This is a genomic window from Pseudomonas sp. CLCA07, from assembly GCF_053615335.1.
On the sequence record NZ_CM132131.1, the window covers coordinates 5,466,431 to 5,481,391 of the forward strand.

A 14,961-nucleotide genomic window follows, 5' to 3' on the forward strand; every position below is an offset into this window, starting at 1 on the left:
CGACAAACATCCACCGAGGAGTTTCACATGAGCAACGTTCCGTACAAACGCCTGAACAAAGACGATGCCGTTGTCCTGTTGGTCGACCACCAGACCGGCCTGATCTCACTGGTTCAGGATTTCTCACCCAACGAATTCAAGAACAACGTGCTGGCCCTCGCGGACCTGGCCAAGTTCTTCAAGCTGCCGACCATCCTCACCACCAGCTTCGAAAACGGCCCGAATGGCCCGATGGTGCCGGAGCTCAAGGAGCTGTTCCCGGACGCGCCATACATCCCGCGTCCTGGCCAGATCAACGCCTGGGACAACGAGGACTTCGTCAAAGCCGTCAAAGCCACGGGTCGCAAGCAGTTGATCATCGCCGGTGTGGTGACTGACGTTTGCGTGACCTTCCCGACACTGTCGGCGCTGGCGGAAGGGTTTGAAGTGTTCGTCGTCACCGACGCCTCGGGCACCTTCAACGAAACCGTGCAGCAAGCTGCCTGGGCGCGTATGACCGCGGCCGGTGCGCAAATGGTGAACTGGTTCTCGGTGGCCTGCGAGCTGCAAGGCGACTGGCGCAACGACATGGAAGGCTTGGCGAACCTACTGTCGCCGCGCATTCCGAACTACCGCAATTTGATGAACAGCTATTCGGCGCTAACTGCGAAGTAAGTCCTGCCGCAATGAAAGATGCCCGCCAATGCGCGGGCATTTTTTTGTCTGACGAATGAGCTTTTTGTAGCAACTGCCAAGCCCGCGTCCGGCTCGTGTAGCAGCTGTCGAGCAGCGCGAGGCTGCGTTCGGCTGCGTAGCAGTCGTGAGTTCAAACAATGTGGTGTGTCAGAAAAAACTCGCACTCAGGTTTTACGACTGCTACGCAGCCGAACGCAGCCTCGCGCTGCTCGACAGCTGCTACAGGAGTTGGACGTGTGATTATTGGGGGGCCGATAAGCGTAAAAGCGGCTATAAAATGTTTGACTGTCAACCAGTGAATGACAATGAACCCTTTCGAAGACATGCGTATTTTTTGCCAGGTCATGGAATCCGGCAGCTTCACTGCGGCAGCTGATCAATTGGGGCTGTCCAAGCAGTTCGTCAGCCGGCGTTTGATGCAACTCGAAGAGCGCCTGGGCGTGCGCTTGCTCAATCGCTCGACGCGGCGGCTGGACGTCACGCCACTGGGGCAGAGTTATTACGAATCAGCCTTGCGCCTGCTGAGTGAGGTCGAGCAAGTAGAGCAGGGTATTGCCGGGCAGACCACTGAGCCACGCGGCACCCTTCGCATAAGCGCACCGTTGTCGTTTGCGGTGGCGCATTTGGGTTGCCTGCTGCCGGTGTTCTTGCAGCGTTATCGTGACGTCACCGTGGAAGTGGACCTCAGCGATCGCCCGGTGGATTTGCTCGGTGAAGGCTACGACCTGGCGTTGCGCATCGGCATTCTGGAAGACTCGACGCTGATTGCCCGACGCATCGCGTCAATCCAGCGTGTGTACTGTGCCAGCCCGACCTACCTGGCGGAGCGCGGTACGCCGCTCAAACCCGAAGACCTGCACAGCCATGACTGCCTGCCCTATGGTCACGGTCGTCAGGTGCAATGGCGGTTCGCCGGGCAGGGCAAACCGCTGATCGTCAATGTCACGGGCAGGATGCGGGTCAACAACGGTGAGTTGCTCAAGGACGCGGCGATTGCCGGGATGGGGATTACCTGTTTGCCGACGTTTATCGTCGGCGGGGCCTTGAAGGACGGCAGGCTGGTGCCGGTGCTGGATGCTTTTCGGCCTGAGCCGTTGACGTTGTCGGCGGTGTATCCGCAGCACCGTCAGAGTTCGCGACCGGTGCAGGCGTTGATCGAGTTTTTGCGCGAGCGACTGGAACAGACTGAGGGTGTGCTCTGAGCCTCACACACAGATCCCCCTGTGGGAGCGAGCCTGCTCGCGATGGCGGAGTGTCAGACGACATCAATGTTGAATGACGAATGGCTATCGCGAGCAGGCTCACTCCCACAGGGGGTTTCTGGGGTTCCCGTGTTTAGCGGTTATCAGCTCTTCTTGTCATCGCCGACTTCGCCATTGGCATGTACGCCACGGTCGTCGCCGACTTCGCCGTTGGCATGTACACCACGGTCATCGCCGACTTCGCCGTTGGCATGTACGCCACGGTCATCGCCGACTTCGCCGTTGGCATGTACGCCACGGTCATCGCCGACTTCGCCATTGGCGCGTACGCCTTTGTCGTGGGCGACTTCACCGGCGCGATGAACGCCATTGTCGTGTTCCACTTCACCGGCGCGATGAACACCATTTTGGTTGTGGGACACTTCACCGGAGCGATGAACACCATTTTGGTTGTGGGACACTTCACCGGAGCGACGAACGCCATTTTGGTTGTGGGACACTTCACCGGAGCGATGAACGCCATTTTGGTTGTGGGACACTTCACCGGAGCGATGAACGCCATTTTGGTTGTGGGACACTTCACCGGAACGATGAACGCCATTGTCGTGGGCCACTTCACCGGAACGATGAACACCATGGTCATCGCCAGGTTCGGCGTGCGTGCCACTGCGCCCGGAGTTGGAGGAGGCTGTGTTGCCGGAATGGCTCGAGCCATGGTCGCTGCCGCTGTGATCGCTGCCGCTGTGGCCACTGCCGCTATTACCGCCGCTGCCACTGTTGCCGCCACCACCGTGACTGCCGCCACCGCCGCCGCTGTTGCCGCCACCACCACCGTGACTGCCGCCGCCACCGCCGCTGTTGCCGCCACCACCGTGACTGCCACCGCCGCCACCGCCATTGCCACCGCCGCCACCCCCGCCACCCCCGCCGCCACCCCCACCACCATCCTTGGCCTGAGCAGTTGACATACTGGACAAACTGTCCGGTATCAATACGGTGGACGCCGACAGGACTGCGCCAATAGCTACTGCAAGTAAAAGCTTGTTGATGTGCATGTCGTTCTCCATCTTCTTGTTCAGGGTTGGAGCGTTGATGAACAATGCAACGTGCTGCTCGATTCAGTAGAAGAACACCTCAGTGTTCTGATTTATTCAGATGTAACGTCGAAAAAAATGCAACGTACTGCTCGACCCTGTTCCAGAGGGTCAGTGAATGCTTGAAGCCAGTTCGAAAATAGGCATGTACATCAGGATCACGATGACCCCGATCAATAGGCCGATGAAGGTCATGAGCAGCGGTTCAAACAGCCTTACGAACCATTCGAGCCAACGACTGATTTCTTCGTCGTAGAAGTCGGCGCTACGCTCCATCATTTGCCCGAGGTTGCCGGACTGCTCGCCAGCACGCAGCAAACGCAGGGATACCGGGGTCACGAGGTGATTGAGCTCAAGCGCAGCCGACAGCGATTGACCCTCGCGCACCCGTTCGCAGGCTGCGTCCAGGCGTGTGCGGGAGGCCACGGTGAGCAGGCCACGCACCATGCCCATGGCCGTGACGAGGGGAATGCCACCTTGCAGCAAAATCCCCAGCGAGCGGTAGAAGCGCGCCAGTTCATACATGAAGATGCGTTGATGGATCGCCGGGAGTTTTTCGATCAGACGGTCTACGCCCCGACGAAAGGCCGGTTGGCGCTGGAGGAAGGCGAGGGCGGCGATGAGCGCCAGCAACCCGCCGAAGAATTCGCCCTGATGCGCGTGGAGGAACATCCCGCTGGTCATCAGGACTTGCGATAGCCACGGCAGGTTCGACCCCAGACCTTCAAACACCAGGCTGAAGCGCGGAACCACGTAACCCATCAAAAACAAAACCACGCCACCTCCCACCACCAGCAACAGCATGGGGTAGATCGACGCGCTGACGATTTTCTGGCGAACCTCGTCCATGCGCTGGCGATAGCTGACATATCGGCCCAGGGCTTCGCCCACGGCACCGGTCTTTTCACTGGACTGTACCAGCGCAACGTACAACGGCGGGAAAACCCCCGACAACTGGCCCAATGCCTGGGAAAACGATTTGCCCTCATAAAGCAAGCGCACCAGCTCACTCAAGGTTTTACGGGCTTGTGGCGCGGATTCTTTTTCGGCCAGGCTTTCCAGCGCATCGATCAACGGTAGGCCCGCGTTGAGCAATGTGGTCAGTTCCTGGCTGAATAAAACCAGGTTGAAGCTCTCCCGCTTTTGAAGACGCAAGGCGCGCCAATGCCGCTCGGCGTGCAGGCTGACCACCCGCATGCCCTGGTCTTCGACAATTCGCCGGGCTTCGCTGTGGCCGGGGGCCTCGACGGTCATCGAGACCACACCGGCCTTGCCCACGGCTTTGAGATGAAAGCGCATGGTCTCCCCTCGTCATTGCCAGCTGGTGACTTCGGCGTTTTCGCCTTCGCCGCCGGGCTGCCCGTCCTTGCCCATGGACAGTAAATCGTACTCACCGTTTTCGCCGGGATAGCGGTAGGTGTAGTTACGACCCCATGGGTCCTGGGGCAATTTTTTCTGCAAGTAAGGGCCGGTCCAGCGGGTTTCATCGCTTGGCGCAGTGACCAGCGCCTGCAAGCCCTGTTCGGTCGACGGGTAATGGCCGACCTCCAGGCGATACAAATCCAGTGCCTTGCCCAGGCCTTCGATTTGCGCCTTGGCGACTTTGACTTCGGAACGGCCCAGTTGGGCGAAATACTTCGGCGCGACGATACCGGCCAACAGCCCCAGCACCACCAGCACCACCAGCAGTTCGAGCAGGGTGAACCCGCGTTGAGTACGCCGGGCACGAAATAGACGTTGTTTCATGATGACCTCACACAATCGGCAGAAGGGTCGCAATAAAGGTTTATGCAATTGCCATGCTCAGCTTTGGGCAACCTTCTGGACTCCCCGTGCCATGGGCCTTCGCGCTTACGGCGCAGAGCTTGCATATGGCTGATTCACGATCGGCCACTGGGGCAATACCCCCAATTTTCGGGGCCGGCCAGGGGAGGTAGAACAATGAAAACACTCACCACTGGATTACTCGGATATTTGCTGCTGACCAGCGTTGCACAGGCCGACGTATTCGTTTCCGTGGACGCCAAGGGCAGCTACGTGCTGTCCAACGTTCACCGTCCCGGCCGCACCTATGAACGGGTCATTCACGAGCCTGCCGCGGCGGTCGTCAGCCTCGATCAGCAGCCCCAGATGATCGCCGCGCAACCCTATGCCGAGCTGGTCTCGGCGGCCGCCACGGCCAATGAAGTGCCGGCGGCACTGTTGCATGCGGTCATCCGCGCCGAGTCCCGTTACAACGCCGACGCAAGGTCCCCCAAGGGCGCTGGCGGGCTGATGCAATTGATGCCCGACACCGCGCGGGAGATGGGCGTCAAGGATGTCTACGATCCGAAGGCCAACATCCAGGGCGGCGCCAAATACCTCAAGCGTCTGTTGACCCTGTTCGATAACGACATTGCCCTTGCGGTAGCAGCCTACAACGCCGGGCCGCAGGCAGTGCTCAGCCGTGGCGGAGTAATCCCGCCGTTCGCCGAAACCCAGCGTTACGTACCGGATGTTTTACGCCAATACCGCCGCCTGCAGGGTCTGGCCGTGGATGCGCCGTTGTAATCGAAAACGGCGTGCCGACAACCCCCAATAGTGGGGAATTTTTGCCCCGGCAGAAAAGTGGGGGAATAAGTGGGGAATACCCCCCCGATTTATCAAGTTATCAATATAACTAGCTGAAAAATAACAAAAATATTTGTGGCATGGGGATTGCTTTGCCGCACTTGTCGAGAATTACTCCTGTGAGCACCCACCGCGAGGCCCGTGGTCATGACCGGCATACCTTACGCTCCGACGTTGTTTCATCTGCTGCTGTTGGTGGCGTCGATGCTCGGCATCGAGCTGGCCGAAGCAGCCGTGCGTTGCGAGCGTAATCTGGTGGCGAACGTCGTGGCGCTGGATCAGCCGCTGATGTTCAACCGCCTGGGTGCACAGAACGCTAATGGCATGATGTTCGCCCTGCGCCGCGACGTGGTCGATGACAACAATATGTCTTTGGCCCGGGGCGGGGCGGCGGTGCCGGGCAAAGTCTCGCTGCGCCCCGACAAGCGTCCGCGTCCACTGGTGCTGCGTGTGGCCGCCGGTGATTGCCTGACGATCAACCTGCAAAACCTGCTGGCGTATCGGGCCAACCCTGGCAAACACGAAGAGACCGAAGTCGAGGGTGAAGAAGGGGGTGAAGAAGGGGGAGCAACCGGCAATGCCGACGAATTCAAGGTCGATGAGCAAGTCACCGACCGTCACGTCGGCTTCCAGGTAAACGGCCTGCAAGCGGTTAACAGCATTGACGACATCGCCTCTTTTACCGGACGCAACGCCAATACATTGATCCCGCCTGGCGCCACCCGTTCCTACACCTTGTACGCCGAGCGCGAAGGCGCGTTTGCCGCCAGCAGCCGTGGCGCCACCTTCGGCGGGGAGGGCGATGCGGGCAACGTGGCCAACGGTCTGTTCGGCGAAGTGGTGGTGGTACCCAGGGGCGGCCGTACCTATCGCAACACGTTGACTGAAGAAGAGATGCGCCTGGCCAGCGCTGGCCGTACTCCGGCCGGCCAGCCGATTGTCGATTACCAGGCGCGCTACCCGCAGCGTGAGCCGTGGATCCGTGAAGGTAAGGCCGGCACGCCGATCATCAACATGGTCGACGGCAATGAAATCATCTCCAGCGAGAGCGACGCGATCGTGATGGGCAGCAACGCCGACGGCAGCTTTGCGCCCTCGACCTATCCGCTGGAATCCATCGGCAAACGCAACCCGGCGCTGCCAAACCGGCTGGAACCGTTCCGCGATTTCGCTTCGCAGTTCCAGGATGAAACCGCCGCGACCCAGGCATTCCCGGCGTATTGGGCTGACCCGGTGATGGCCCACGTGCTGGAGCCGACCCGCGACTCGTTCATGATCAATTACGGTTCCGGCGGTATGGGCGCCGAGGTGGTGGCCAACCGTTTGGGCGTCGGGCCGATGCACGATTGCCTGTCCTGCGCCTACGAAGAATTCTTCCTCAGCTCCCACACCGTGGGGGACGTGGCGATGCTGGTGGACGTACCGGCCAACGTCGGCCTGGAAAGCATTCGTCCGGGTGAAACGCCACGCGCCGATCAAATCGGGGTCAAGGCGACCATGGCGCTGTATCCGTCCGAGCCGTCGAACGTCAACCACAGCTACATCGGTGACTTCGTTAAATTCCGCAACACACACAATGGCCACGAGCAACACATCTTCCACCTGCACGGCCATCAATGGCTGTTCAACCCCAACGACGATAACTCCGACTATGTAGACGCCCAGGGCATTGGCCCGGGCGCCGGTTACACCTACGAAATCGCCAACGGTGGTTCGGGCAACCGCAACCGAGTGGCGGGCGATGCGATCTATCACTGCCACTTCTATCCGCACTTTGCCCAAGGCATGTGGGCGATGTGGCGAGTGCACGATGTGTTTGAAGAGGGCACCAAACTCGAAGTTTCCCAACAAGGTAACGACGGCTATCACAGCGAACCTTACGCCCTGCGCAGCGGTAAACCGGCGGCGGGTGCCCGGGCCTTGCCTGATGGCGAGATCATTGCCGGCACGCCGATTCCAGCAGTGGTGCCGCTGCCAGGCAAAGCCATGGCGCCGATGCCGGGGAAAGTGGCGGTCGTGCCGAAGATCGGCGAAACCCTGGTGGCCGGTAATGGCGATGACGACGGCGAACATCACGGTGGCAGCGGTGGTGCTCAAGCCATCGGTTCCCTGGCCCTGGTCGACCGCAGCGAAGCCAACCGCAATGCCGACGGCAGCCTGAAAAACCCTGGCTATCCGTTCTGGATCGGCGGCATGGAAACATCGGTCGGCCAACGTCCGCCAACCCCGCCGCTGGACATGCTTGACGCCGCCAAGGCGCAATCCCTGAAAACCAGCGGCAATGCCTTGTGGGCCAACCTTGATCCGGCGCAGTCCGGTGGCTGGGACGGTGGATTGGGGCGCCACTCACTGGATGGATTCTCCTCGGGTGGTGAGGCGCACACAGTGACCACTTCGCTGGATTTCTCCAAGGAAGTGACCCGGGCCAAACCGATCTACATGCCTGAAGAAGGCACCGAAGTCGAACAGGCGGCCATGGCGTTCCACGCCAAAAAAGAACACGCGAGCTACGCCGTACTGCCGGGCAATCAAGTGGTGGCGCGCAACTTCCGCACCAACGGCGCCTTGCCGATGGCGGGTGCGCCGTACTACGAACCGTGCATGGACGATCGGCAAAAACGCCTGACCGCCAGCGCCGGCACGGGCGAGTTCAACAGCGGCGAACGGATCGACGGCTTGTCGTTCACCGGTTCGTCGACCTTCACCGCCGACCGCCCACGCATCTACAAAGCGGCAAACATCCAGTTTGATGCGGTGTACAACAAGGTCGGCTACCACTTCCCGCAAGCGCGCATTCTGGCGCTGTGGGAAGACGCCTGGCCGGTGATCACCAAACAGCGTCCGCCGGAGCCTCTGGTGATGCGCATGAACACCTTCGACTGCGTGCAGTATCAGCAAACCAACCTGGTGCCGGCCATCTACGAGATGGACGACTATCAGGTGCGCACACCGACCGACGTGATCGGCCAGCACATTCACCTGCCCAAATGGGACCTGACCGCCGCTGACGGCTCGGCCAACGGCTGGAACTATGAAGACGGCGTGCTTTCCCCCGGTGCCGTGCAAGAGCGCATCCACGCCATTCGTCTATTCAACCAGTGCGAAGGCACCGACCCGCGTGACGGCACGCCGGTCTGCCCGGTGGCCAAGGCGCATCCGTTCTTTGGCCAATATGGCCGGGCTGACTGGGTGGGCGCGCGCACGGCGATGCAGCGCTGGTTTGTCGATCCGGTGGTCAACACCAAGGGTGTCGACCGTGGCCTGGGGACCATTTTCACCCACGACCACTTAGGCCCATCGACGCACCAACAAATCGGTCTGTACGCCACCGTACTGGCAGAGCCAGCAGGTTCCACCTGGTTCCACGCCGAAACCGGCGAGCCGTTGTACAGCGGCGCGCGGCAGGATGGCGGGCCGACCTCGTGGCAAGCGGTGGTGTCTACCGGTGATCTGGATGGCGACGGCAAGAACGACAGCTTCCGTGAGTTCTTCCTCGAATACAGCGACTTCCAGCACGCTTATGAAGCCGGTGTGTACGTCGGCGCCGGCCCCAATGGCGTGCCGGATGCGCAAGCCTTTCCGGCCACCGCCGACAGCTTCCGTTACGCGATCAACCCGCCGGTGCGCAAGGAGGCCGCAACCCTGCTTGAACAGGTGGTCGAAGCGCGCGGTGGACTGTCGCCTGGCTGCCCAAGCCGGCCTTGCCCGCAAGCCATCTCGGTGGATGATCCGGGGATGTTCGTGGTCAATTACCGCAACGAACCGCTGGCCCTGCGGGTGTACGACCCGAACAAGATCGGCCCGGACGGCAAGCGCGGCATGCAGGCCGACGGCCTCGGCGGCGACCTCGCGTACGCCATGCAAAGCCGTACCGACCGGGCGATCCCGGCGATGAACCTGGCGCCAAACCAGGTCACCGCCGCCACCGGCCCAACCGGCGGCACCACGCTGTTTCCGCCACACATCAACCGTGGCGGTGCGGAGCCGGGTGACCCGTTCACGCCGATGCTGCGTACCTACACCGGTGACAATGTGCGGTTGCGGGTGCATGCCGGCGGTCACGAAGAAGAGCACAACGTGACCTTGCACGGCGTGAAATGGCTGCAAAACGGTTCCGGTTTCGGCAACAGCTCCAACTCCGGCTGGCGCGCGTCGCAAATGATCGGGATCTCCGAGCAGATGGGCTTCATTGCGCCCGTCTCGATGCTATCCAGTTCGGCGGCGAGCACCGGGGATTATCTGTACTCGATGGATGCGTCCCTGGAAGGTTACTGGAGCGGAATCTGGGGCGTGATGCGCAACTACACCGCGCAACGCAACGATCTGTTTGTACTGCCAAACAACCCGAAGCCGATCGGCGCGCGCAACACCGCGGCATTCGATGGCACTTGCCCACGGGTTGGCGCCAATCCGAACGGCAATGGCAACCGCCCCACCGTGCAACGCAACTTTGAAGTAGTCGCGGCACTGGCCAACGACATCCTCGGCAATCCGCTGAACCTGTCCATGGCGGATCCGGCGGGGCTTGGCCAGCATGTCGGCGGGGCGTTAAATCCGGCGGGCGGTACGTTGGTGTACAACTCCCGTGCAGTAAGCATTCCTCAGGTCACGGTGAACGACCCTGAGGACGGGACGACCTTCACCATCGGCGGGCAAAGCGGCCCATTGCATGACCCGACCGCGATTCTGTACGTGCGCAAGGCCGACCTCGATCCGGCCACCGGCAAGCTGAAATCCGGTGTACCTGTCGAACCGCTGGTGCTGCGCGCGGCGGCCGGTGACTGCATCAACATCACCCTGGAAAATCGCCTGCCGAGCGTGATGCCGGACCTGACCCAGACGGCGTCGGTGATGGGCATAGTCAAGCGTGACCGCAACGGCAGCGAAGGCTCGACCACCTTCAGCAACAACCTGATGCGGCCGTCCAGCCACGTTGGCCTGCACGCGCAACTGCTGGCATATGACATCACCAAATCCGACGGCACCAACGTCGGCGTCAATCCGATCCAGACCGTACCTCCACGTGTTGGCAACAGCGGAGCGTACCCGACTCGTACTTATCAGTACTACGCCGGGCACCTGGAACGCGAAGGCAAGCCGAACATGCAAGGGGGGCGCAATGTCGACAACATCAACGCCACGCCGGTGGAGTTTGGCGGGTTGAATTTCACCCCGGCGGACGTGATCAAGCAGCCACAAAAAGGCCTCGGTGGTGCAATGAGCATCCTGCCGGTCGGCGCGACCTGGGTTGAAGACACGCGCAAAGTCAATGCCACGGTCACCGCACCTGGGCAGACCAGCTACCGCGACTTTGCGATGGTCTGGCAGAAGGCGTTGAACATGCGTTGGGCCAATGGTCGTCCGGTCGAAGGTATTGCCTCGCAAGCGGGTGTGCCGACTGATCCGCAGGACAACTCGAGCATGGCGATCAACTATAAAACCGAACCGATGTGGTACCGCTTCGGCCTGCCGCCGGATGCACCTTTCGGTCACGCCAACGGTTTTGGTTACGGCGACGTGCCCAACGCGCACATGGCCTTTAGCAACGCGCTGGTGGGAGGCGATCCGCAAACGCCGGTGCTGTATGCGAAGCCGGGGCAACCGTTCCGCACCCACATCCTGATGCCGACCGGTGGCAGCCGCGGTTCGACCTTCCAGCTTGACGGTCACGTCTGGTCGGTCAACCCGTTCCAGTCGGAGAAGAGCGACACCGGCGGTTACCCGATGTGGACGCCTGGCGTGGGTTCGGTGCGGTTCGGCTACAACCCGATGTCGATGTACATCGGCGCCCACGAAAGCATCCTGCCGGCGGCGCACTTCAGCTTCATGCACCCGAGCGCCGGGGGCAGCAATGCGATACCGGGCGACTACCTGTTTCGTGATTACGCGGCGTACGGCAATACCGCAGGGCTTTGGGGTTTGCTGCGGGTGACCAACGAACCTGAACCGGCGCCGACTCCGTAGGCCGAGAGATGAGAGAGATGTGGCGAGGGGGCTTGTCGGACCGCCGCACCGCCCCGTTTGAGTGCGTAGCACTCACAGGATCTTGTTGCATCAGAGATTTTGGGGCTGCTTCGCAACCCAACGGGGGCAAGCCCCCTCGCCACAGGGTACAGAATTAAAGAGGGGAGAGAGCGGATGGACAGGACTATCAAAATCGCCAGTTGTGCGCTGGTTGTCGGGGGCGCGCTGATCAGCCTCGGCGTCTGGCGCACCGCGCCGCCCGACATGCCGAGCAAGGTCGCCCTGCCGGACACCTGGAGCAGCCAAAGTCTCTCCCGTGACGGTATTTCGGTGGCGCTTGAAGTCAAGCCGTTGGCCAAGGACGGTGTGCTGCACGAAGGTGAGTTCGCCGACGTGCAGTTCCGGGTCAACGACAGTGCCTCGGGCCAGCCGTTGTCGGGCGTCAATCCCGGCGCCTGGCTCGACCCCGAAACCGTCGCCGCCGACCAGGCCCAAGGCCGCGAGCAAAGTTGCAAGTCGCGGGTCGGGGTGTTCCTCAAATCCAGCATTGGCGCGCGGCCGTTACTGGACCTGAACAGCTATTTCCTGCTGGTGATGAATCGCGATGCCAGCGTTTCGGTGGTCGACCCGTCGGTGTCGGTGGGGGGCATCACCAGCACCATGGCACGGATCAACCTCAAACAGCCGCCGATGGATTGGGTAACCCAGAAGGACAACAAACGGGTGTTTGTGTCGATGCCGACGGCCGGGGAAGTGGCGGTGATCGACAGCGAGCAATTCAAGTTGCTGGAGTCGGTGACTGCCGGCAGCAACCCGGTGCGTGTGGCCCTGCAACCGGATGAACGTTTGCTGTGGGTCGGCAACAATGCGTCGAAAGCCGACGAGTCCGGCGTCACGGTGATCGACACCCACAGCCTCAAGACCCTCAAACACCTGGCCACCGGGGCCGGGCATCACGAAATCGCCTTCAGCAAGGACAGCCGGTTTGCCTTCGTCACCAACCGCGACGACGGCACATTGAGCATCATCGACATCGCTAGCCTGACCGTGAGCAAACAACTCAAGACCGGCTCGCACCCGCTATCCGTGGCGTACTCGCCGCTGTCCCAGGCGGTGTATGTCGCCGATGGCCAGGACGGCACCGTGACCGTGGTCGACAGCGCCAGCCTGGCGGTGCGTCGGGTGATCCAGGTGAAGCAGGGACTTGGGCCGATGGGGTTCAGTGCTGACGGTCGATTCGGCATTGTGCTCAACACGCTGGAGAACCAGGCCTCGGTAATCGACGCCGCCACCGACTCGCTGATCCATGAAGTGGACGTGTCGGCCGAGCCGTATCAAGTGGTGTTTACCAAAGCGTATGCCTATGTACGCGGACTGGCGTCGGCCAAAGTCACGATGATCAACCTGTCGTCGCTGGGCCAGGGTCGCACGCCGATCAGCCAGGGTTTCGAAGCCGGGCCGCAGCCGCCACGGCTGGTCGGTGATCTGCCGCTGGCGTCGAGCCTGGCGGTGTCGCGGGACGACAACGCGGTGTTTGTGGTCAATCCGGTCGACAACACTACCTATTTCTACGCCGAAGGCATGAATGCGCCGATGTCCGGCTACCCCAATCGCGGGCAAGTGGCACGGGCGGCGATGGTCATCGACCGCAGCCTGCGCGAGGTCGAACCGGGGCTGTACAGCGCGCGGATCAAGCTGCCCTCGGCCGGGCGTTTCGACGTGGCGTTTCTGCTCAATCAACCGAACATCATCCATTGCTTCACGGCATTGGTTGAGCCCGACAAACAACTCGTCCAGCACGCTGGCATGCCCAAAGTAGAGTTCATGCTCGACAAGGCAGCGACCGCCATCGGCAGCCCTTACGTGGTGCGCTTTCGCATCGTCGAGGGTCAGCAGAAAGCCCAGCGCAGCGGGGTCAAGGATGTGCAGGTGCGCTACTTCCTCGCCCCGACTTCACGGGTTCAGGAAGTCGCCGCCCTCGACGTGGGCAACGGCATCTATGAGGCTCCGGTGACCCTGGACCAGAACGGCGCGTGGTACTTGCACGTCCGTGCGGCGTCGCTGGGTGCGAATTTTGACGACAAGACTTTTGCCAGCGTGCGGGTTCTGCCCGGCAATACGAACTGAAGAGGACACTGACATGAACTGTTTCGCAAATCGTGGATTGCTGACGTTCTGCCTGTTGACTGCCGGTATCGGTCAAGCCCTGGCGCATTCGGCGGATGAGCATGCCGGGCACGACATACCGGCCCAAAGCGCCAGTTCCGAAAGTGCCCAGGTCAAATTCGCCGATGTGGCACTGGTGGACCAGGACGGTAAACCGGTGCGCCTGGAAAAGGACCTGATCCGCAACAAAATCGTGGTCATGAGCTTCATCTACACCAGTTGCACCACGGTGTGCCCGGTGGTGTCCTCGATCATGGGCAAGGTGCAAAAACAACTGGGTGCGCGGGTCGGCGGCGAGGTGCAACTGGTGTCGATCAGCGTCGATCCGCAGCGCGACGACGCCAAACGCCTGAACGACTACGCCCGCAACTTCCAGAATGGACCGGGCTGGAGTTGGCTGACCGGCAGTTCGCAGTCGATCAATGAAACCCTCAAAGGTCTCGGCTCGTTCAGCGGTGACTTTGAGAACCATCAGCCATTGATCCTCGTCGGCGACGGCAACAGCCGTCACTGGACACGCTACTACGGGTTCACGGACCCGGCGGTGCTGACTCGTGAAGTCGAGAAACTTAGCGGCCAGCGCAATACCCACGTCAAACACACCGCCATTGCCATGGAGCAACAGCCATGAGAGCACTCACCTTGACCCTCATGTCGATGTGCTTTGGCCTGTTCAGCTTGACGGCGTTTGCCCACGAAGGGCACGAAGAAACCGCGCCAGCAGTGGCTGCCGCGCAACCGGCGACCGGCACGTACGACGCACAAACCTGGTTCACCGACACGCCGTTGCAGGATCAGAACGGCGAGACCTTGCGTTTTTACAGTGACGTGCTGCAAAACCGCGTGGTGCTGCTAAACGTGATTTTCACCAGTTGCAACGATGCCTGCCCGCTGATCACCCGCAAGCTCAAGGAAGTGCGTGAGTTGCTGGGCGACAAGGCGGATGGCATCACCTTTATCTCCCTTACCAGTGATCCGCTGCGTGATACACCGGCGGTACTCAAGGCCTATACCTTGAAGCAGGGCGTCGATGGGCCCCACTGGCTTTTTCTTACCGGCGACAAGGCGCAAATGGACCTTGTCCTGGGGCGTATCGGCCAGATTGTGCCGACCCCCGAACAGCATTCAACGCAGTTGATCGTCGGTGATGTGGCGAACAAGCGTTGGAGCAAAATCCGTCCCGATGCCACGGCCGCCGCCATTGCTCAGCGCTTGCAGTTGCTGACCATGCCCGTGGCCGGTCGCTGAGT

Annotated in this window: 9 protein-coding genes and 1 pseudogene; 7 read left to right on the forward strand and 3 right to left on the reverse strand. The window is 61.2% G+C overall.

Annotated elements, in window-relative coordinates:
• Positions 1 to 27 precede the first annotated feature (27 nt).
• Entirely contained in the window at positions 28 to 654 is a 627-nt protein-coding gene (ycaC, locus tag ACWGZX_RS25105; protein WP_452625884.1) for an isochorismate family cysteine hydrolase YcaC, read from the forward strand.
• A 326-nt stretch (positions 655 to 980) separates the two neighbouring features.
• Complete coding sequence (locus tag ACWGZX_RS25110) at positions 981 to 1,877, forward strand: LysR family transcriptional regulator (RefSeq protein WP_452625885.1); 897 nt, start codon at positions 981 to 983, stop codon at positions 1,875 to 1,877.
• A 500-nt stretch (positions 1,878 to 2,377) separates the two neighbouring features.
• Here the strand turns inward: ACWGZX_RS25110 and ACWGZX_RS25115 are convergent.
• The 3 genes and pseudogenes from ACWGZX_RS25115 to gspG all read right to left on the reverse strand — a co-directional run.
• Positions 2,378 to 2,932: pseudogene (locus ACWGZX_RS25115) on the reverse strand (hypothetical protein); the annotation flags it as partial.
• A gap of 150 nt (positions 2,933 to 3,082) precedes the next feature.
• Complete coding sequence (locus ACWGZX_RS25120) at positions 3,083 to 4,270, reverse strand: type II secretion system F family protein (protein WP_452625886.1); 1,188 nt, start codon at positions 4,268 to 4,270, stop codon at positions 3,083 to 3,085.
• Between the two features lie 12 nt (positions 4,271 to 4,282).
• Positions 4,283 to 4,717 (reverse strand): type II secretion system major pseudopilin GspG, encoded by a 435-nt coding sequence (gspG, locus tag ACWGZX_RS25125; protein ID WP_452625887.1) that lies wholly within the window; start codon positions 4,715 to 4,717, stop codon positions 4,283 to 4,285.
• A gap of 195 nt (positions 4,718 to 4,912) precedes the next feature.
• Between gspG and ACWGZX_RS25130 the strand changes: the two genes are divergently transcribed.
• The 5 genes from ACWGZX_RS25130 (at position 4,913) to ACWGZX_RS25150 (ending at position 14,959) form a co-directional block, all read left to right on the forward strand.
• On the forward strand, positions 4,913 to 5,521 hold the full coding sequence (locus ACWGZX_RS25130) for a lytic transglycosylase domain-containing protein (RefSeq protein WP_452625888.1): 609 nt from the start codon (positions 4,913 to 4,915) through the stop codon (positions 5,519 to 5,521).
• A gap of 207 nt (positions 5,522 to 5,728) precedes the next feature.
• Complete coding sequence (gene mnxG, locus ACWGZX_RS25135; RefSeq protein WP_452625889.1) at positions 5,729 to 11,545, forward strand: manganese-oxidizing multicopper oxidase MnxG; 5,817 nt, start codon at positions 5,729 to 5,731, stop codon at positions 11,543 to 11,545.
• Positions 11,546 to 11,719: 174 nt separating this feature from the next.
• Positions 11,720 to 13,672, forward strand: coding sequence for a YncE family protein (locus ACWGZX_RS25140; RefSeq protein ID WP_452625890.1), 1,953 nt, complete (start codon positions 11,720 to 11,722; stop codon positions 13,670 to 13,672).
• 13 nt (positions 13,673 to 13,685) lie between these two features.
• Entirely contained in the window at positions 13,686 to 14,342 is a 657-nt protein-coding gene (locus ACWGZX_RS25145) for an SCO family protein (protein WP_452625891.1), read from the forward strand.
• A complete protein-coding gene (locus ACWGZX_RS25150; RefSeq protein WP_452625892.1) occupies positions 14,339 to 14,959 on the forward strand; it encodes an SCO family protein in 621 nt (206 codons plus the stop codon). Before ACWGZX_RS25145 ends, ACWGZX_RS25150 begins: the two co-directional genes overlap by 4 nt.
• Positions 14,960 to 14,961: the final 2 nt, after the last annotated feature.

Excerpts from the sequence above, each read along its gene's own strand:
- ACWGZX_RS25140 (WP_452625890.1), top strand. The coding sequence starts at position 11,720 with ATGGACAGGACTATCAAAATCGCCAGTTGTGCGCTGGTTGTCGGGGGC.
- ACWGZX_RS25145 (WP_452625891.1), top strand. The coding sequence starts at position 13,686 with ATGAACTGTTTCGCAAATCGTGGATTGCTGACGTTCTGCCTGTTGACT.
- ACWGZX_RS25110 (WP_452625885.1), top strand. The coding sequence starts at position 981 with ATGAACCCTTTCGAAGACATGCGTATTTTTTGCCAGGTCATGGAATCC.
- ACWGZX_RS25150 (WP_452625892.1), top strand. The coding sequence starts at position 14,339 with ATGAGAGCACTCACCTTGACCCTCATGTCGATGTGCTTTGGCCTGTTC.
- ycaC (WP_452625884.1), top strand. The coding sequence starts at position 28 with ATGAGCAACGTTCCGTACAAACGCCTGAACAAAGACGATGCCGTTGTC.
- ACWGZX_RS25120 (WP_452625886.1), bottom strand. The coding sequence starts at position 4,270 with ATGCGCTTTCATCTCAAAGCCGTGGGCAAGGCCGGTGTGGTCTCGATG.
- ACWGZX_RS25130 (WP_452625888.1), top strand. The coding sequence starts at position 4,913 with ATGAAAACACTCACCACTGGATTACTCGGATATTTGCTGCTGACCAGC.
- mnxG (WP_452625889.1), top strand. The coding sequence starts at position 5,729 with ATGACCGGCATACCTTACGCTCCGACGTTGTTTCATCTGCTGCTGTTG.
- gspG (WP_452625887.1), bottom strand. The coding sequence starts at position 4,717 with ATGAAACAACGTCTATTTCGTGCCCGGCGTACTCAACGCGGGTTCACC.